At 70.7% G+C, this 17,796-nt stretch carries 17 protein-coding genes; 11 read left to right on the plus strand and 6 right to left on the minus strand.

The genetic code is table 11. The features are described from left to right. Positions 1-102: 102 nt before the first annotated feature. The 3 genes from purS to purL are packed head-to-tail and all read left to right on the plus strand — an operon-like array spanning position 103 to position 3,802. Positions 103-366, plus strand: a complete 264-nt coding sequence (gene purS / locus ACFHWT_RS13325) for a phosphoribosylformylglycinamidine synthase subunit PurS (RefSeq protein ID WP_278172523.1) — start codon at positions 103-105, stop codon at positions 364-366. After that, the gene (gene purQ, locus ACFHWT_RS13330) at positions 363-1,046 is read left to right on the plus strand and encodes a phosphoribosylformylglycinamidine synthase subunit PurQ (protein ID WP_123606450.1); all 684 of its coding nucleotides are present in this window, start codon (positions 363-365) and stop codon (positions 1,044-1,046) included. Before purS ends, purQ begins: the two co-directional genes overlap by 4 nt. After that, entirely contained in the window at positions 1,043-3,802 is a 2,760-nt protein-coding gene (purL, locus tag ACFHWT_RS13335; protein WP_416594917.1) for a phosphoribosylformylglycinamidine synthase subunit PurL, read from the plus strand. Before purQ ends, purL begins: the two co-directional genes overlap by 4 nt. Before the next feature lie 91 nt (positions 3,803-3,893). On the opposite strand, the gene ACFHWT_RS13340 is transcribed toward purL, so the two are convergent. Next, positions 3,894-6,194, minus strand: coding sequence for a carboxypeptidase regulatory-like domain-containing protein (locus ACFHWT_RS13340; protein ID WP_416594918.1), 2,301 nt, complete (start codon positions 6,192-6,194; stop codon positions 3,894-3,896). A gap of 157 nt (positions 6,195-6,351) precedes the next feature. On the opposite strand from ACFHWT_RS13340, the gene ACFHWT_RS13345 reads away from it, so the two are divergent. The 5 genes from ACFHWT_RS13345 (at position 6,352) to amcA (ending at position 11,299) form a co-directional block, all read left to right on the plus strand. Further along, positions 6,352-6,705 (plus strand): sterol carrier family protein, encoded by a 354-nt coding sequence (locus ACFHWT_RS13345; protein ID WP_416594919.1) that lies wholly within the window; start codon positions 6,352-6,354, stop codon positions 6,703-6,705. Between the two features lie 210 nt (positions 6,706-6,915). Continuing rightward, positions 6,916-8,502 (plus strand): amidophosphoribosyltransferase, encoded by a 1,587-nt coding sequence (purF, locus tag ACFHWT_RS13350; RefSeq protein ID WP_233606602.1) that lies wholly within the window; start codon positions 6,916-6,918, stop codon positions 8,500-8,502. 104 nt (positions 8,503-8,606) lie between these two features. Further along, entirely contained in the window at positions 8,607-9,776 is a 1,170-nt protein-coding gene (gene purM / locus ACFHWT_RS13355) for a phosphoribosylformylglycinamidine cyclo-ligase (protein ID WP_416594920.1), read from the plus strand. A 190-nt stretch (positions 9,777-9,966) separates the two neighbouring features. Next, entirely contained in the window at positions 9,967-11,073 is a 1,107-nt protein-coding gene (gene amcB / locus ACFHWT_RS13360) for a cyclophane-forming radical SAM peptide maturase AmcB (protein ID WP_416594963.1), read from the plus strand. Continuing rightward, positions 11,045-11,299, plus strand: coding sequence for a multiple cyclophane-containing RiPP AmcA (gene amcA, locus ACFHWT_RS13365; protein ID WP_416594921.1), 255 nt, complete (start codon positions 11,045-11,047; stop codon positions 11,297-11,299). Before amcB ends, amcA begins: the two co-directional genes overlap by 29 nt. Positions 11,300-11,531: 232 nt before the next feature. Here the strand turns inward: amcA and ACFHWT_RS13370 are convergent, their stop codons facing one another. Continuing rightward, positions 11,532-11,753: a DUF3073 domain-containing protein gene (locus tag ACFHWT_RS13370; protein WP_123606444.1), complete on the minus strand. Its 222-nt coding sequence runs from the start codon at positions 11,751-11,753 to the stop codon at positions 11,532-11,534. A 315-nt stretch (positions 11,754-12,068) separates the two neighbouring features. Beyond that, complete coding sequence (locus ACFHWT_RS13375; RefSeq protein WP_416594922.1) at positions 12,069-13,187, minus strand: Glu/Leu/Phe/Val family dehydrogenase; 1,119 nt, start codon at positions 13,185-13,187, stop codon at positions 12,069-12,071. 171 nt (positions 13,188-13,358) lie between these two features. Between ACFHWT_RS13375 and ACFHWT_RS13380 the strand changes: the two genes are divergently transcribed. Then, positions 13,359-14,207 (plus strand): hypothetical protein, encoded by an 849-nt coding sequence (locus ACFHWT_RS13380; RefSeq protein WP_123606442.1) that lies wholly within the window; start codon positions 13,359-13,361, stop codon positions 14,205-14,207. Positions 14,208-14,496: 289 nt separating this feature from the next. Then, a complete protein-coding gene (locus tag ACFHWT_RS13385) occupies positions 14,497-14,706 on the plus strand; it encodes a BldC family transcriptional regulator (RefSeq protein WP_007073996.1) in 210 nt (69 codons plus the stop codon). Between the two features lie 159 nt (positions 14,707-14,865). Here the strand turns inward: ACFHWT_RS13385 and ACFHWT_RS13390 are convergent, their stop codons facing one another. The 3 genes from ACFHWT_RS13390 to ACFHWT_RS13400 all read right to left on the minus strand — a co-directional run bounded on the left by ACFHWT_RS13390 (position 14,866) and on the right by ACFHWT_RS13400 (position 17,271). After that, entirely contained in the window at positions 14,866-15,114 is a 249-nt protein-coding gene (locus ACFHWT_RS13390; RefSeq protein WP_416594923.1) for a hypothetical protein, read from the minus strand. A 90-nt stretch (positions 15,115-15,204) separates the two neighbouring features. Beyond that, on the minus strand, positions 15,205-15,792 hold the full coding sequence (locus tag ACFHWT_RS13395; protein ID WP_416594924.1) for a hypothetical protein: 588 nt from the start codon (positions 15,790-15,792) through the stop codon (positions 15,205-15,207). 132 nt (positions 15,793-15,924) lie between these two features. Next, positions 15,925-17,271, minus strand: coding sequence for an ABC transporter substrate-binding protein (locus tag ACFHWT_RS13400; RefSeq protein WP_416594925.1), 1,347 nt, complete (start codon positions 17,269-17,271; stop codon positions 15,925-15,927). A gap of 113 nt (positions 17,272-17,384) precedes the next feature. On the opposite strand from ACFHWT_RS13400, the gene ACFHWT_RS13405 reads away from it, so the two are divergent. Further along, on the plus strand, positions 17,385-17,786 hold the full coding sequence (locus ACFHWT_RS13405; protein WP_278172505.1) for a hypothetical protein: 402 nt from the start codon (positions 17,385-17,387) through the stop codon (positions 17,784-17,786). The last annotated feature ends 10 nt before the right edge of the window (positions 17,787-17,796 follow it).

Genomic DNA, 17,796 nt, shown 5'->3' on the forward strand with positions numbered 1-17,796 from the left:
TCGACCGCCGGTGCGTCGTACCCGGTGCCACCAGGTAGGCTGAGGGGTGCGCGGCCCGTTCGAGGCCGGCACCCCCAACGCGTACACGGTCAGGAGTGCCACGTGGCTCGCGTCGTCGTCGACGTCATGCTCAAGCCGGAAATTCTCGATCCTCAGGGTCAGGCTGTCGCGAACGCGCTGCCGAGGCTCGGTGTCAGCGACGTCTCGGCGGTGCGCATCGGCCGGCGGATCGAGATCGAGTTCGCCGGCGAGCCCGACCTGGATCGGGCTCGTGAGATCGCGGACAAGCTGCTGGCCAACCCGGTCATCGAGGACTACCAGGTCCGGCTGGCTGAGCAGCCTGAGACAGCCGGTGATCCGTCATGAGTGCCCGGATCGGGGTGGTAACCTTCCCAGGCTCGCTCGACGATGGCGACGCCGCCCGCGCGGTGCGGCTCGCCGGTGGGGAGCCGGTCCGACTGTGGCACGGCGACGCCGACCTGCGCGGCGTCGAGGCGGTGGTGCTGCCCGGCGGCTTCTCGTACGGCGACTATCTGCGCTGCGGAGCCATCGCCCGGTTCGCCCCGGTCATGCAGTCGATCGTCGCCGCAGCCGGTGACGGCCTGCCGGTGCTCGGCATCTGCAACGGCTTCCAGATCCTCTGCGAGGCCCACCTGCTGCCCGGCGCGCTCACCCGCAACCAGCACCTGCACTTCCGCAACCGGGACCAGATGCTCCGCATCGAGACCGCCGGGACCGCGTTCACCAACGCTTTCTCTCCGAAACAGGAAGTCCTCGTCCCGCTCAAGAGCGGCGAAGGCTGCTACGTGGCCGACGAACAGACCCTCGACGAGTTGGAGTCGACCGGCCGGGTGGTGGCGCGCTACGTCGGCGGCAACCCCAACGGTTCGCTGCGGGACATCGCTGGCATCACCAACCCCGCCGGCAACGTCGTCGGGCTGATGCCCCACCCGGAACACGCCGTCGAGGACCTGACCGGCCCGTCCCGGGACGGACTGGGCTTCTTCACCTCCATCCTCAAGCACCTCGCGGGAGTGCCGGCATGACCACCCAGTCGGAGGCGGCGGCCGCCGCCGGCCCGGCAGAGACCGACCTCGGCGTACCGGTCGACCGGTACGCCGGTGGCCCGGACACCGTCGAACGCGCCACCGACACCCCTGGTGAGCTGCAGCCGTACACCGAGCTGGGGCTGCGCGACGACGAGTACGAGCGGATCCAGCAGATTCTCGGCCGCCGGCCGACCCAGTCGGAGCTCGCCATGTACTCGATCATGTGGAGCGAACACTGCTCCTACAAGTCGAGCAAGGTGCATCTGCGGCAGTTCAGCGAGAAGGCCCCGGCCAGCGACCTGATGCTCGCCGGCATCGGGGAGAACGCTGGCGTCATCCGGGTCTCCGACACCCTCGCCGTCACCTTCAAGGTCGAATCGCACAACCACCCCAGCTTCGTCGAGCCGTACCAGGGGGCGGCCACCGGCGTCGGCGGCATCGTCCGCGACATCCTCGCCATGGGCGCCCGCCCGGTCGCGGTGATGGACCCGCTGCGGTTCGGCGCCGCCGACCACCCCGACACGGCCCGGGTGCTGCCCGGTGTCGTCGCCGGGGTCGGCGGCTACGGCAACTGCCTGGGCCTGCCCAACATCGGTGGCGAGGTCGTGTTCGATCCCTGCTACCAGGGCAACCCGCTGGTCAACGCGCTCTGCCTTGGCGTACTGCCGGTGGACCGGCTGCAGAACAAGGCGGCAGCCGGGGCCGGCAACGTCGTGGTGCTGATGGGGGCCAAGACCGGTCGGGACGGCATCGGCGGGGTGTCGGTGCTGGCCAGCGCCACCTTCGACGACGCCAGCCAGCAGCGCCGCCCGTCGGTGCAGGTCGGCGACCCGTTCATGGAGAAGCTGCTGATCGAATCCTGCCTGGAGCTGTACGACGCCGGGCTGGTCGTCGGCATCCAGGACCTCGGCGGCGCCGGCCTGACCTGCGCGCTCACCGAGACCGCCGCTGCGGCCGGCACCGGCATGCGGGTCTGGCTGGAACGGGTTCCGCTGCGTGAGCCGTCGATGGAGCCGCACGAGATCCTGGCCAGCGAGTCGCAGGAACGGATGCTGCTGATCGTCGAGCCGGCGCAGCTCGACGCGGTGCTCGCCACCGCCGAGAAGTGGGGTGTGCTGGCCACCGCGATCGGTGAGGTCACCCCGGCCGAGCCGGACGGTCGGCCCGGCCGGCTGGTGATCAGCTGGCGTGACCACGTGGTGGTCGACGTACCGCCGGGGTCGCTGGCCGACGACGGCCCGGTCTACGCCCGACCGATGCGCGAGCCGGCGGACCTGATCCTGCTGCAGGCCGACCGGGCAGAGACGCTGCCCCGCCCCGGCACCCCGGACGAGCTGCGGGAAACCCTGCTGCGGATGATCGCCTCGCCGAACCTGTGCGACCGCAGTTGGGTGACCGAGCAGTACGACCGGTACGTGCTGGGCAACACGGTGCTGGCCCAGCCCGAGGACGCCGGGGTCATCCGGATCGACGAGCGGAGCGGCCTCGGTGTCGCCCTGTCGGTCGACGGCAACGGCCGGTACGCCCGGCTCGATCCGTACCAGGGGGCGAAGCTCGCGCTTGCCGAGTCATACCGCAACGTGGCGGTGACCGGTGCCCGCCCGGTGGCGGTCACCAACTGCCTGAACTTCGGCTCCCCCGAGGACCCGAGCGTGATGTGGCAGTTCGCCGAGGCGGTTCGCGGCCTTGCCGACGGCTGCGCCGAGCTCGGTATCCCGGTGACCGGCGGCAATGTCAGCTTCTACAACCAGACCGGTGCCGCCGCGATCCACCCCACCCCGGTCGTCGGTGTGCTCGGTGTGCTCGACGACGTGGCGCAGCGCGTTCCGATGGGCTTCGTCCCGCCGTCACACAGCGACGGTGACCTGATCATGCTGCTCGGCGAGACCGAGCTGGAACTCTCCGGATCGGAGTGGGCCTGGGTCACCCACCGGCACCTCGGTGGTACGCCGCCCAAGGTCGACCTGGACCGGGAGCGGGTGCTGGCCACCGTGATCGGTGCGGCGGCCCGGGTGGGGCACATCACCTCGGCCCACGACCTCTCCGACGGTGGGCTCGCCCAGGCACTGGTCGAGGCGTGTCTGCGCCGGTCGATCGGGGCGCGGATCGCGTTGCCGCCGGAGTTCACCGACGGCTCGATGCCGTTCGTGTTCCTGTTCAGCGAGTCGGCGGGGCGGGCCATGGTCGCGGTGCCGCGCGGGCACGAGAAGGCGTTCACCGCGCTCTGCGTGGAGCACGGACTGCCCTGGACCATGATCGGAGTGACCGATCCGGCGGCCCGGCTGCTGGAGGTCCGCGACCAGTTCAGCGTTGGTCTGGACGAACTGCGCAGTGCCCACACCGGCACCCTGCCTGCGCTGTTCAGCGCGGTGGGGCCGCGCAACGTGCCGGCGGACCCGCAGGATCCGGACGCCGTCGGGGTGCTGGCCAGCGACTCGGTCGCGGTCGATGCCCCGGCCGGTACGCCGGACGAGGCCACGGCGACAGTGGATGTTGACTCGGACAGCGAAGAGGCCGAGGCGGTGACCGAGCCGGCGGACGGGGAGTCGTCGGATTCGGCTGATGCGGTGACCGAGCCCGCCGCGGTGACCGAGCAGGAAACGGAAGCAGTCACCGACAGCGACGCGGTGGTGGAGGATACGGCAGACAGCGGCGATGTAGCGGCGGCCGAGAAAACGGTGGCCGGCGGCGACGCGGCTCAGCCGGTGGATCGCCCCGACCTGTCCGCCGGCAAGCCGAAGAACCAGAGCTGACCGGGCGGACGACAGGCTGACTGATCGATGAATGGGCCGGACCCGCACGGGTCCGGCCCATTCATTTTGTCGATGTCGCGTCGATTGGCCGTCAGTCGTCGAGCCAGTCGAGGGAACGTCGCTCACCTCGGTTGCCCGACTGCGGCGCGGAACCGTGCCGCGGCTGCTCGCCGGGCGGCTGCTCACCGCCGTACGGCTGCTGGTCGTAGGGCTGCTGTCCGTACGGCATCTGCTGGTCGTAGCCACCCCGTTGGTCCGGGACGCGGCGGTCGTCGTAACCGCCGCCCGCAGGTGGGTAGCCGCCACCCTGGTCGTAGCCGCCACCGGTCGGGGCACCGTACCCGCCCGGTTCCCGGCCGGACTCGTAGCCCGCCGACCCGTAGCCCTGGTCGGAGCCGTACCCGCTGCCCCGGTCGCCACCGTAGCCACCGCCCGGGTAGCCGCCGGCCTGGGGTTGGCTTTCTCCGTAGCTTCCGCCGTAGCCGGAACTTGCGCCGTAACCACCGCCGTCCGGCCCGTAGCCGGGGCTGCCGCCCCGGTAGCCGGGCTGCGGCGGCTCTGGACCACGCGGTGGCGGCGGCACGTCGCCACCGCGCCCCTGATCCGGGCCGGGGTAGCCGCCGGAGTCGTACGGCGGGCCGGACTGTCCGTAGCCGCCTGGCTGGTAACGCCCGGTCGGCTCGTCGTAGCGATCCGAGCCGTAGCCACCGGCTGGGGAGTCCGCTCCGTACCCGCCAGGGGAGTAGCCCGAGCCGCCGGAGTCGCCGTAGCCTCGGCCGCCGCGGTAGCCGCCGGCCTCGTCGGCCGGCTCGCCGTACTGACCGGGTACCGGCGGGGTGCCGTAGGTGCCGGGTGCCCCGGAGGACGGAGCGTTGCCGCCGTACGGACCGCCCGACGAGGGCGGGGTGCCGTAGGTGCCGGGTGCCCCGGAGGACGGAGCGTTGCCGCCGTACTGACTGCCGCCGTAGGCGCCGCCGGGGCGGCCCGCGCCGCCCGGTCCGCCGTAGCCGGAACCGGCCCCACTACCCGGCTGGTCGGCGCCGGGAACCGCGCCGTACACGCTGGTCGCACCGGCAGGGCCGGAGCCGTAGCCGGGCTGGGTCGGCGGTCCACCCCAGCCGGGGCGCTGGTCCGCGCCGTACCGTGGCTCGGGCCCGGCCGGCGGGTTCGGCCCGGGCGGCGGTGGAGCACCGTACGGGTCGGGGAACTCGTCCTTGATCGGTGGCATCTGGTGCAGCATCGTCGGCGCGTCCGACAGCGACGGGCGGGTGATCATCGTGGCGTCGGAGACCGGGCCGGGCGGCATCGGCGGCATCGCCACCCGGGTCGCGTCGTCGTCGGCACCGTGGTACGCGCCGCGGCTGCCCGGCCTGGCGGCCCGTCCGCCAGGTGGGTCGTCGTCGGCCGGCTCCGGGCCGTCGTCGACGTCGCCGTCCTTGCGCCGCACCAGCAGCAGCACGATGGCTCCGACCCCGAGCGCGACCAGCAGGCCGCCCATGATGATCAGTAGCCAGGAGCCCATCCCGCCGCCGCTGCTCTCGTTCGCCAGGTTCTGGGTGTCGACCGGCGGGGTGTCGGTGGCCGCGCCGCTCGGCGTCGCCTCGGCGGTCGCCGACGGGGTCGCCTCCGGGGTGGCCGACGGGGTCGGCTCCACGTTCGACTTCAAAGTGATCCGGTCGACGGTGATCGACTGCCCCGCGGCGGCGGTGACGACCTTCACATCGCTGTCGTCGTACTCGTCGGCGGTCGCCGCGATCCGGATGTCGCCGGGGACGATGGGGCGGTCGTTGCTAGAGGTGAACCGGTAGTTGCCGTTGCCGTTGGTGGTGGTGTCGTAGCTGTTGCTCTGCGAATCGCTCATCACGACCACGGCGCCTTCGATAGGTTCACCGGTGGAGACGTCGGTGACCTTGCCGGCGACCTCCTTGACCCGGGGCGCCTCCTGCGGCCCGCGGACCGAGACGTCGCGCTGGACCCGGCCGTTCTCCCCGTCGACCACGGCGACGATCTCCACCCGGCCGTTGCGGTTCTGGTTGGTCCCGACGTTGCCGGCGATCAGCTCGACTGTGTAGGTCTTGCTCGCGCCCCGGTCGATCGTGTCAGTGAAGTCGCACGAACCTTCGCACCGCAGCTCGTTGATGTTCGTGGCGACCCGGATGTTGAAGGAGGTCCCGCCCTCTACCTCTTCTTCGCCCGCCGGGTTGTTGTTGCGGACCTCGAATTCGAGGGTGGCCCGGCCACCGGAGCTGAGGTTGGCGTTGGAGAGGCTGCGGATGGTGACTGTGGGTGCCTCGGCGGCCGCTGGCGCGGCGGGCAGGCCGACTAGTGCGACGGCAGCCAGCGCTGCGACAACACCGGCCCGCGAAAGCCAGGCTCGTAGGTGTGTTGTCACGTCCACCGCCTTCCGGTTTGATCCTTCCCCCGCACCAGGATTCGGGCAGGGGTCACCCGTGACGAGTACACCGTCGGCAACTATGCCTTGCCGAGACGGATGTGCGCGACCCAGGGGCGGGAGCAACTGGTACCGGAGCTAGTCGTATCGTCCCGATGTGTCCTCTCCGTACAGTAAGTCCACTACGGTGGCCGCCGTGCGGGACGCCGTGGCGTCCGGTGCCGTTCCCACCCGTGTGCAGCTACGCGATGCGGTCCGCATGCTGTTGGCGGCGCTGGCCGAGCGAGCGCCGGGCCGATCGGTGGAGGTCCGTGTCCCACCTTACGGTGCAATTCAGTGTGTAGCCGGGCCGCGACACACCCGTGGCACGCCCGCGAACGTGGTGGAGATCGACCCGGTGACCTGGGTGCTGCTGGCGACCGGCGATCTGGACTGGGCCTCGGCCGTGGCGAACGGACAAATCTCCGCAAGTGGTCCGAGGTCCGATATATCCCCGTACCTACCGCTGTGAGGCGGGCTAGCGATCTGCCGGCCGGCTGCGGCGGTCACCCGGCCGGCTGCGGTGGTCACCCGGCGGGTGTGGGGCCAAACGGAGCACTCTGGGCCAACCGGAACCTCGCGTACACTGTTCGGCGACGGTAGTCCGGTGACACCCCGCGCTGAGGCGTGCAGGCCACGTGCAGGCCAGGCGTCAGTGCAGACCAGTACGAGGGAGCGGCAGGTGCCTCGAGGCGACGGCCGGTTGAGTCACGATCTTGATCCCCAACGACCCGGTCCGCAGGACGCCTGTGGCGTGTTCGGTGTGTGGGCACCGGGGGAAGAGGTCGCGAAGCTCAGCTACTTCGGTCTCTACGCCCTGCAGCACCGGGGCCAGGAGGCCGCCGGGATCGCGGTGAGTGACGGCTCCGGCGTGGTGGTCTACAAGGATCTCGGCCTGGTGGCCCAGGTCTTCGACGAGCCGACCCTGGCCAGCCTGCGTGGCCATCTCGCCATCGGGCACGCCCGCTACTCCACCACCGGCGGCTCTACCTGGGAGAATGCCCAGCCGACGATCAAGGCGACCAGCGCCGGCACGACGATCGCCCTGGCGCACAACGGCAACCTGGTCAACACTGCTGAGCTGGCCCGCGAGGTGGTCGACCGAGGGCTGTCCGGCGACGGCTCGACCTCGGACACCGCCCTGGTCACCAGCCTGCTGGCCAGCCGCCCGGACCTGTCGGTCGAAGCCGCGGCGCTGGAGGTGCTGCCGACCCTGCGGGGGGCGTTCAGCTTCGTCTTCATGGACGAGACCACGCTGTACGCGGCGCGCGACCCGCATGGCGTCCGGCCCCTGGTGCTCGGCCGGTTGGAGCGGGGCTGGGTGGTCGCCAGCGAGACCGCCGCGCTCGACATCGTCGGCGCCACCGTGGTTCGCGAGGTGGAGCCGGGCGAGCTGATCGCCATCGACGAGCACGGGCTGCGGTCGGCCCGGTTCGCCCCGCCGGAGCCCAAGGGCTGCCTGTTCGAGTACGTGTACATCGCCCGCCCGGACACCACCATCGCCGGGCGTAACGTGCATGCCGCCCGGGTGCAGATCGGCCGCCGACTGGCCCGGGAGCATCCGGTCGAGGCGGACCTGGTGATCCCGGTGCCGGAGTCGGGTACGCCGGCCGCGATCGGCTACGCCGAACAGTCCGGCATCACCTACGGCGCCGGCCTGATGAAGAACTCGTACGTCGGCCGAACGTTCATTCAGCCGTCCCAGACGCTGCGCCAGCTCGGCATCCGGTTGAAGCTCAACCCGCTGCGGGAGAACGTCCGTGGCAAGCGCCTGGTGGTGGTCGACGATTCGATCGTGCGGGGCAACACCCAGCGGGCGATTGTGCGGATGCTGCGCGAGGCGGGTGCCCTGGAGGTGCACGTGCGCATCTCGTCCCCGCCGGTGAGCTGGCCGTGCTTCTACGGCATCGACTTCGCCACCCGGGCTGAACTGCTGGCCAACGGGCTGGACACTGAGGGTATACGCCGGTCCATCGGTGCGGATACTCTCGGTTATGTCTCGCTTGCCGGCCTGATAGCGGCAACCGAGCAGCCGAAGACACGATTGTGTCGGGCATGTTTCGATGGGGAGTACCCGATCGAGTTGCCAGCTGGCAATCTGATCGGCAAGCACGTGCTCGAAGGTGTGGACCGCCGGGTAGCTGGCGGGGTCGGCCATCCGGGGGACATCACCGAGCAGGACTATCAGGCCGGCGGCGACCGGACCGGCCCGGGCGCTCAACGGTTCGCTGTCAGCACTGGCGGCCCCGAGGCCCTGCACCGCCCGTAGCACCGGCCGGACCGGCCTCGGTCGTCCGACCGGCAGCCCGAGTCGAGCGATCCTCGACAGCTACCCGACGCGGCCCCGCCGCGAGAAGCACAAAGGGGAGAACCGTGACGCACGTGACTGAGCGCGGCAGCGCGGACGTCGGCCCGACCGCCGACGACTCCGGCGCCCGGACGGTCAACCGCCAGCCGTGGACGGCCAGTGCCGGCCGGTCCGGCCGCAAACGCACGGTGACGTACGCGGACGCCGGCGTCTCCATCCACGCCGGTGAGTGCGCCGTCGAGCTGCTCAAGTCGAAGGTGCACAAGACCACCCGGCCCGAGGTGATGGGCGACATCGGTGGCTTCGCCGGGCTTTTCCGGCTCGACGTGCAGAAGTACCGGCACCCGATCCTGGCCTCGTCGACCGACGGGGTGGGCACCAAGCTGGTCATCGCCCAGCAGATGAACATCCACGACACGGTCGGCATCGACCTGGTCGCGATGGTGGTCGACGACCTGGTCGCCTGCGGGGCGGAGCCGCTGTTCCTGCTCGACTACATCGCCTGCGGCGAGGTCGTGCCGGACAAGGTCGCCGAGATCGGCGCCGGTATCTCCGACGGCTGTCGGTACGCCGGTTGCGCACTGCTCGGCGGCGAGACCGCCGAGCATCCCGGGGTGCTGCGGCCGGACGAGTACGACGTCTCCGCGACCGGCGTCGGCGTGGTCGAGGAGAGCGAGATCCTCGGCCGGGACCGCGTCGAGGTGGGCGACGTGGTGATCGCGATGCGGTCCTCGGGTCTGCACTCCAACGGCTACTCGCTGGTCCGCCACGTACTGCTCGGCGCCGGCCGGATGCGGCTGGACACGGTGGTCGAGGATTTCGGCCGGCAGCGGACCCTGGGCGAGGAACTGCTCACCCCGACCAAGATCTACGCCCGGGACTGCCTGAAGCTGATCGAGGAGTGCGAGGTCCGGGCCCTGGCCCACGTGACCGGCGGTGGCATCCCCGGAAACCTGGTACGGATCCTCCCCGAGCACGTCGACGCGCTGGTCAACCGCGCCACCTGGAAGCCGCAGCCGATCTTCGACCTGGTGCAGGCGAAGGGGCGGATCGAGGACAACGAAATGGAGTCGACGTTCAACATGGGCGTCGGCATGTTTGCCATCGTCTCCGCCCAGGACGCCGACCGGGCGCTCGCCTGCCTGACCGGCAGCGGCATCGAGGCATGGCAGGCCGGCGACATCATCGAGGGCTCCGGCACCGTACAGATGGTCGGCCACCACACCCGGGGCTGACAGCGGGCCGCTGCCGCGTCACCTTGGCGGGCCGTCGCCGCCGCGCTCCGGCGGGCGGTACCGCCGATTCACCTCGGCAGACCCCGACACCTAGCCTGAAACGACATCCGTCACAGGCAGGAGGATGGGGATGAGCAGGGCCGGAACCCGGCAGGACCCGGCCGGTGGGGGACGGCCGGCCCCCACCGGCATGCGCGGCGTGGCGACCGTCCCGAGCTACGTCGTCATGCAGCCCACCACGCTGTGCAACCTGGACTGCAGCTACTGCTACCTGCCGCTGCGGGCGGCCAACCGGCGGATGCCGGTCCCGGTGGCCGCCGCTGTCGCCCGACCGGTGAACACCTGGGCCGCGCAGCAGGGACGCCGGTTTTCCGTGGTCTGGCACGGTGGTGAGCCGTTGGCCGCCGGGCGGGACCACCTCGCGGCGCTGATCAGCCCGTTCAGCGCCGACGTGGAGCACCACGTGCAGACCAACGCGACCCTGATTGACGACCCCTGGTGCGAGTTCTTCCGGGAACACCGGATCCGGGTCAGCGTCAGCGTCGACGGCCCGCGGGCGCGGAACGACGGCCGGCACACCCGGGGCGGTCGGCCCGCGTACGACCAGATCCGTAGCGGTGTCGGAGCGCTACGCCGGCACGGGATCGAATTCTCGGCGCTCTGCGTGGTCAGCGACCCGAGTCCTGGCCTGGCCACCGAGCTGTACCGGTTCTTCCTCGACCTCGGCTGTGACGTGCTGGGCGTCAACATCGAGGAGACAGAGGGCGTCAACGTCCGGTCGAACCGCTGGCCGGACCGGGCCGTCGCGGGCTTCTGGGCGGAACTGGTCGGAGCCTGGCGGCAAGCGCCGCGGATCCATCTGCGCGAGGTGGAGTGGTCGCTGCGGTACGCGGCAGCCGTGCTCGACGGCACGGCCGACGAGGTGCTGCCCCGCCAGCTCGACCCGATCCCCACCGTCGGGTACGACGGGTCGGTGGTGCTGCTCTCGCCGGAGCTGGCCGGCTTCTCCGACCCTCGGTACGGGGACTTCACCAGCGGAAACGTGTTGACCAGCGGGCTGGCCGAGATTCTCGCCACGCCGGAACGGACACCCTGGGTCAGCGAGTTCGTGGCGGGCGTCGAGGCGTGCCGGACCACCTGCCCGTACTTCCGGTTCTGCGGAGGTGGTCACGCTGCCAACCGTTACTTCGAACACGGGCGTTTTGATGGTACGGAGACCAACCACTGCCGTAACAGCAAGATCCATCTACTGGAGGGAGTGTTGGCCCATGCCAGAGACCAGCCGGCAGCGGCCTGAACCGGTCGGTGCGGCCCCGGGAGCCACCGTCGCCGAGGCAGGTGGCGACGATCAGGTGGCGGACCGGGTGTACGCCGTCCGGGACAATCTGGCACTGCTGCTCGCCGAAGCGGAACAGGCCCGGCGGCATCGCGCCGAGGCGGCCGGTGCCGACGGCGCGGTCTGCGCCTGGAACCACTTCGAGAACATCCCGACCTTCTACAACTGGAACAACCGCCCCCGTTGACCGCTTCAACCGGTCTCGTCGACCGCCCTGATCGGCCCCCCCGTACGCGGACAGGGCGGACGCACCAGTCATCCGCCTGCCGACGGACATCCGGTGGTGCCTACCCCGTTCTGGGGTACGCACCACCGGATGGTGGCATTCCGACACACGTACGGCGACCAGTCGGGCCGGAGTCCTCGTCGACATGAATCAGCACGCGGACACTGACCGCGTGCTCTGATCAGTCGGACCCTCAGCGGGACGAAGAGGGTGTCCAGTTACCCCGGTCGTCGTCGGCTGGGTCGTCCTCGTCATCGTCGTCGAGGTACGGATCGTACTCGTCGTCGAAATCACGGTCCGACTTGCCGCTGCCGGCGAGCTCTCGCTGCAAGGCGGCGAGGTCGGTGTTCGGGGAGTGGTATTTCAGCTCCCTGGCCACCTTTGTCTGCTTGGCCTTAGCACGGCCGCGCCCCATGGCTCGACCCCCTCGCACAGAATTCGGGGCAGCCCGAAGGCGGGCCCCGATGACGTCAGGCATCTCTCGTGGCTCTTACGGTACATGGGCGGACCCAGGTTCGGCACCTCGGGTTGCATCGGGTCGCTCCCGCGCGTCATCGGCGGCCGACATCGTCACGGGCAGCAGCAGGATCCGTCACGGGCAGCTGGGAGGTAAGGAGCCCGATCCCCGCCGCTCGTGACCCGTACGGGTGATTCTCCACACGCCCGGTGATGACCACTCGGCCGGACCGGCGGGTCAGCGCCCAGAACGGCGGCGCTCGGGTGGTGGCGGCTACCGGAGATGGATCGCGCGCAGCCGACCGACCTCGGCCATCCGGCGTTCGGCGAGCCGGTCGGCCGCCACCGCCGGCGGTACGCCCTCCCGGTCGGCGCTGCGCAGGATCTCCCGGGTGGTCTGGTAGATCCGGGTCGCCCGGGCCTTGGCCCGGTCGAGGTCGAACCCGTACCGGCCGTTGGCCGACGGTGTGGCGGCCCCGGTCACCTCGTCGGCCACCTGGATCACCCCGCCGGCGTTGACCACGTAGTCCGGGGCGTAGAGGATGCCCCGCTCGGCGAGCAGCTTCTCGACGCCGGGGTGGGCCAACTGGTTGTTGGCGGCTCCGGCGACGATCTCGGCCCGCAGCGCCGGCACGGTTTCGTCGTCGAGCGCCCCACCGAGCGCGCAGGGGGCGTAGACGTCGATCTCCTGGCGGATCAGCACGTCGGTGTCGTCCACCAGGTCGACCTGCGGGTAGGTGCTCCGGGCCCAGTCCACCGCCCGTTCGCTGACGTCGGTGGCCACCACCGCGGCTCCGTCGTCGAGCAGATGACCGGTCAGGTAGCGGCCCACCTTGCCGAGCCCGGCGATACCGATTCGCCGGCCGGCGAGGCTGGCCGAACCCCAGCGGTGCTCGGCGGCGGCGCGCATACCCTGGAAGACCCCCCAGGCGGTGAGTTCGGAGGAGTCACCGGCTCCGCCCTGCTCCCGGCTGCGCCCGGTGGCGAACCGGGTCTCCCGGGCCACGACGTCCATGTCCGGGACGTAGGTGCCGACGTCACAGGCGGTGTAGTAGCGCCCGCCGAGCGATTCGACGAACCGGCCGTACGCGCGCAGCAGCGGCTCGGTCTTGAGCTGCTCCGGGTCGCCCCAGATGACTGCTTTGCCGCCCCCGAGGTCCAGTCCGGCCATCGCGTTCTTGTAGGCCATCCCCCGGGACAGCTCCAGCACGTCGTGCAGGGCGTCGGCCTCGGAGGCGTACGGGTAGAACCGGGTGCCGCCGAGCGCCGGCCCGAGCGCGGTCGAGTAGATGGCGATGATCGCTCGCAGCCCGGTCGGCTGGTCCTGGCAGAAGACGACCTGTTCGTGCCCGGTGGCGGTGCCGGGTCCGGCGGTGGTGGTGAAGACGCCCATGTCTGCTCCTGAGACGGTGTCGGCACCCTCGTGAGGTGCGTCCGGTGCGCCGGGCCGGTGGGCCCTGCTGGCTCCGAGCCTAGTATCGGCCGCAGCGCGACGGACCCGCCCGCTGCGGGTGTTTGACCCCGGCGGGGGCGGTGTCGTGCGGTTTCGTGGGAGGATCGCGCCGTGCCGTCCCTCTTCGCTTCCTTCGCCTCATACCTGCGGGTGTACGAGCCGCTGGCCGCGTTCGACCGTGAGCGACAGGTCTACTGGCGCCGATACGTGCGGGAAGGCCGCGCGGTCGGCCCGCTGGAAGGTCCGGGCCGGCAGCGGACGGCGGTGATCGAGGCGCTCGGCGCGGGCTGGACCCGGCTGCCCGACCTGCCGGACGAGGCGTACGTGCTGGAGTCGGACGACACGCTGCTGGTCTGCCCGTGGAACCTGCGGGTACGGGTGGCGGAGGCGGCGTTGAGCGCGCGCGACGGTGTTCCGTCGGTGCTGGCCGACGCGTTCGTCCCGCCGGTGCTGGCCGGTCAGGCCAGGGCGGTGATCGACGACTGGCGCAGCGGTGCCCGGGTACTGGAGCACGGGGTGCCGCGGGTGCACGAGCAGGCCGCTACCTGGGGGGTGCCGCTGCGGTGGTTCGTCTTCGTGGACCTGGCCGAGCGTGACCTGATCGTCACCGGGGCGCGCCGGGCGCTGCGCTATCGGACCGAGATCTCCAAGGCCCGTCGCCGGGCGTCGCGCGGACTGTCGGTGTTGCGCAAGTCGGTGGGGGATGCGCCGATCACCGAGGCGGTGGAGGAGAGCGCCCGATGGCTCGAGGAGTTCCATCCACGCTCGGTGGTGGAGCTTGACTACGGTGGGTTGGTGCGGCTGCTGCCGGACGAGACGCTGGAGGCCGACGATTCGCCGGGTCTGGTGAGCGCCGGGCTGGCCGCGCTCGGCCGGGGCGACGCCGAGGCGGCCGGCGAGGCGTACGAGAAGCTGGTTGCCCGGTGGCGTGCCGTTCAGCTACTGGAGCGCTGCAACTAGTAGTCGTCGAAAAGGACGAATCATTCTCAATCACCGGGTATTAGGCGCAGATTCTGCCGCGAATCCTGAATAAGATTCGTAATCACCCGTTCACGACCGGTGATCAAGAGTCCGATTATGGTATGTTCTGTCACAAAAAAGGGATAAAAATCGGTCATTGCTCATCCGTCCATCCAAGGACGTTCGGCCGTTCGGCCCATGTCGGACATCGGGGACTAGCCGGACCATGGGAGACGCGTCGGCCGGCGGGACCCCGGCCGATGTCTATAGCACTGTGGAGGAGTGACTGATGGCATCGCGTACGCACGAACCAGAGCCGTTGCTCACGCCGGCCGAGGTGGCGTCGATGTTCCGAGTCGACCCGAAAACCGTCACTCGGTGGGCGAAGGCCGGCAAGCTCAGCGCCATACGGACGTTGGGCGGCCACCGCCGATACCGGGAGTCGGAAGTACGTGCCCTGCTGCAGGGGCAGATTCCCCAGCAGCGGCAGGGTGATTGACTGGCCTCTCCAAGTGGCTGACATCGGCTACGCCAAGGGGCGGTGATCTCGGCTCGTCCGGGGTCACCGCCCCTTGTTTCATGGACGTCGACGTTCACTGCGTCGACGGCGGCCCGGCGGAGATCCGCCGGGCCGCCGTCGTCACGATGCGTACCGTACTCAGCTCGTCGGCGGGTGCCCGCCGTCGCCGTCGACCACCTCGTCCGGGGTGCCGTCCTCGTCCAGATCGACCATGGTGATGTCCACCTTGCCGTCCCCGTCGGTGTCGAACTGGTACATGTCGGCCTTGCCGTCGCCGTCGGTGTCGACCACCCAGACGTCGGTCTGCCCGTCGTTGTTGGTGTCGGCCTTGAGTAGATCGACGCGATCGTCACCGCGCGTCTCCACCGACTCCTGTGCCTCGGTCATCCCAGGTCCCTCCATCGCTCAGTCACAACAGCTGCGGATGTCGACAGTAGGGTGCCATCCGGCCGGCCGCGACCCGGGCGCGACCCGGCCTCACCTTGCCGCGTACGGGTTGACCGTCGGATGCAGGTAGGTAACCGTCTCCGGCACGCCGTCCTGGTCGGCGTCGCGCAGCGTCTGGTCCGCCCGGCCGTCGAAGTCGGTGTCCTCGACCCAGGTGTCCGTCCGGCCGTCGTGATCGGTGTCGGCCGCCACCCGGTCGATCAGGCCGTCACCGTCGGTGTCGGTGGCGACGACGTCGATCCAGCCGTCGCCGTTGGTGTCCGCGCTGACCTCGTCGACCCGCCCGTCGCCGTCGAAGTCGCGCAGCATGCTCTCCAGCCGACCGTCCCCGTCGCCATCGACGTACGCGGCCTCCGCCAGACCGTCGCCGTCGCTGTCGTGCAGGACCACGTCGGCGAGGCCGTCCCCGTCCCGGTCGACCAGCACGTCGGTGGAGCCGTCAAGGTTGTGCTGGACGATCGTGTAGGACCCGCCGTCGTCGTACGGCTCGGCGCCGTAAGGGCCGTCGCCGTACGGCTGGTAGCCGGCATCGTCGTGGCCCGGGTCGCCGATCGGGCCCAATCCCTGTTCCGCTTCGGCCGCCTCGTCACCGAGGGCCGGATCGACCCACTCACTCATCCCTGCCGCCTCTTCCGCAGATCGTCCTAGCTGCTGACAAGGGAAACCGTACGCAGCGGCGACCTGCCTGTGATCCCGAGAAAGTGCCAGCTGGGCGGACCGGCCGGGGGGGCAGGCGACCGCCGGCGTGGTCTACCGGGCGATCGGCAGCCCGGCCGCGGCCAGCGACTTGATGACCTCGGCCGACTCGGCGAACCCGATGATCAGGACCGCGTCCGCGCCGAACGCCTTGATTTCCTGGGCTTCACTGTCGAAGTTCACCGGCGGCGCGTCCGCACCGGCCGGCGGCTCGTAGCTGAGCAGCTTGATCCGGTCCGGTCCGACCCCGGCCCGGTCCAGCTCCGCCCGGACGTTCTCCTGCAGGCCCTCGCCGTACGAGTCCTTGCGGGCCACCAACACGATCCGCTGCGACCCGTCCCGCAGAATCACGTCGGCGAGCGCCCGTCCCTGCAGCAGGTCCGACGGCGCGGTACGGAAGTACAGCCCCCGGTCGTCGACGTCGCTGAGCCCGGCGTCGGTGTTGCTGGGCGAGAACAGGATCAGCCCGGCGGCCGCCACGTCCGGCAGCACCTCGCGGGAGATCCCGGACGCGCCGGCTCCGATGATGACGTGCACCCCTTCGTCGACGTGCCGGGCCACCGTCCGGCGGGCCACGTCCGGGTTGGTGCCGTCGTCGCCGTCGAACCACTCGACCGGCTCGCCGAGCACCCCACCGGCCTCGTTGATCTCGCGGACCGCGAGCGCCGCGCCGGCCGCCAACGGCGGGTACGCCAACGCCAGGTCGCCGGTGCGCGGCAGCAGGCCGCCCAGCTTCAGCGGTGCCTCGGCGCGGGTGGCGAAGGTCTCCGGCTCGGCCGGTGGCGGTGCCGCCGTGGTGGTCGTCGACTCGTCCCCGGCACCGACGAACTCGGTCTTGCCGTCGTTGATCTGGCCGTCGCCGTCGAAGTGCAGGGTGGCGTAGCTGGCGGTGGACGGCTCCCCGACGTCGGTGAAGCCACCCCGTTTCAGGGAGACCCCCCGGTAGGCGATGTCCGTCCCGTCCCGGGCCAGCTCCAGGCAGAGTGCGACGACGTCGCACTGCTCGCCGCCGGTGGTCACCCCGTTGATCTGGGCGGCGATGTCGGTCGGGTCGGTACTGCCGGCCAACTGGGTGGCGAGCGCGCTGATCACCACCGCGTCGTACGCCTCCCCGGCGTACAGGAAGTCGTTGAGCTGCCGGTCGACCGTGCGCAGCCGGCTGATGAAGTCGTCCGACAGCGGGGTGAGCGGGCTGGTGCCCTTCATCCCGGTCAGCAGCGTGGTCTGCCCCTCGAACTCCGCTCCGAACGAGTTGCTCATGTTGCCGTCGGTGCCGTACAGCCGCACCGGGTTGACCTGGGACTCCTCGGTGGCCGCCGGTTCGGCGCAGCCCGCCGCGCCGACCAGCATGATTGCGCAGAACGCCAGGGCGGCGGTGCGGGAGCCGCGTGACACGAGCATGGGGACGTCCTCCATCGGCCGAAGGTCCGCAGGGCACCTTAGCGCCTCCTCGGCTGGAACGCGATGTCAGCCGGCCTGCCGGCGCCTTGACCTCGCCGCCTACCCTTCGGCTCATGACCGACCGACGCGATGGGTCCGACGAGGCGTTCACCGACGCTGCGGAGATCCTGCGCTCCGCCCTGGCCGGTGACAGCGACGGCGTAGCGGATGTCTTCGACGCGGTGGTGGACCGCAGCGGTGTCACCGGGGCGTACGACGTCGCGTGGTGCCTGGCCGCGACGATGGTCGGCGACGACGTACCGGCCGGCGGCTGGGCCCTCGACTTTCCCGGCATCGACGAGGCGGGCTACGACGCGCGGTGGGTGGCCAGGTTCATCAGCGCGTACGCCAACTCGGACGACTCGACCGGGGAGGCGCTGTTCGGTGCCGCGCTGGCCGACGGGCAGCTGCCGGAGTGCCTGCTCACGCTGGCCGGGTCGGCGGTCGCCACGCTGCGTCGCCGCCGGGCCGCCTAGTGAGAGCCCG

The organism is Micromonospora sp. LOL_021, assembly GCF_048060215.1.
In the GTDB taxonomy this organism is placed as follows: Bacteria; Actinomycetota; Actinomycetes; order Mycobacteriales; family Micromonosporaceae; genus Micromonospora_E.

Bases quoted from the DNA above. Each gene is read 5' to 3' on its own strand.
- purQ (WP_123606450.1), top strand. From the start codon at position 363: ATGAGTGCCCGGATCGGGGTGGTAACCTTCCCAGGCTCGCTCGACGAT.
- purL (WP_416594917.1), top strand. From the start codon at position 1,043: ATGACCACCCAGTCGGAGGCGGCGGCCGCCGCCGGCCCGGCAGAGACC.
- amcB (WP_416594963.1), top strand. From the start codon at position 9,967: ATGCGCGGCGTGGCGACCGTCCCGAGCTACGTCGTCATGCAGCCCACC.
- amcA (WP_416594921.1), top strand. From the start codon at position 11,045: ATGCCAGAGACCAGCCGGCAGCGGCCTGAACCGGTCGGTGCGGCCCCG.
- ACFHWT_RS13370 (WP_123606444.1), bottom strand. From the start codon at position 11,753: ATGGGGCGCGGCCGTGCTAAGGCCAAGCAGACAAAGGTGGCCAGGGAG.
- ACFHWT_RS13375 (WP_416594922.1), bottom strand. From the start codon at position 13,187: ATGGGCGTCTTCACCACCACCGCCGGACCCGGCACCGCCACCGGGCAC.
- ACFHWT_RS13385 (WP_007073996.1), top strand. From the start codon at position 14,497: ATGGCATCGCGTACGCACGAACCAGAGCCGTTGCTCACGCCGGCCGAG.
- ACFHWT_RS13390 (WP_416594923.1), bottom strand. From the start codon at position 15,114: ATGACCGAGGCACAGGAGTCGGTGGAGACGCGCGGTGACGATCGCGTC.
- ACFHWT_RS13395 (WP_416594924.1), bottom strand. From the start codon at position 15,792: ATGAGTGAGTGGGTCGATCCGGCCCTCGGTGACGAGGCGGCCGAAGCG.
- ACFHWT_RS13400 (WP_416594925.1), bottom strand. From the start codon at position 17,271: ATGCTCGTGTCACGCGGCTCCCGCACCGCCGCCCTGGCGTTCTGCGCA.
- ACFHWT_RS13405 (WP_278172505.1), top strand. From the start codon at position 17,385: ATGACCGACCGACGCGATGGGTCCGACGAGGCGTTCACCGACGCTGCG.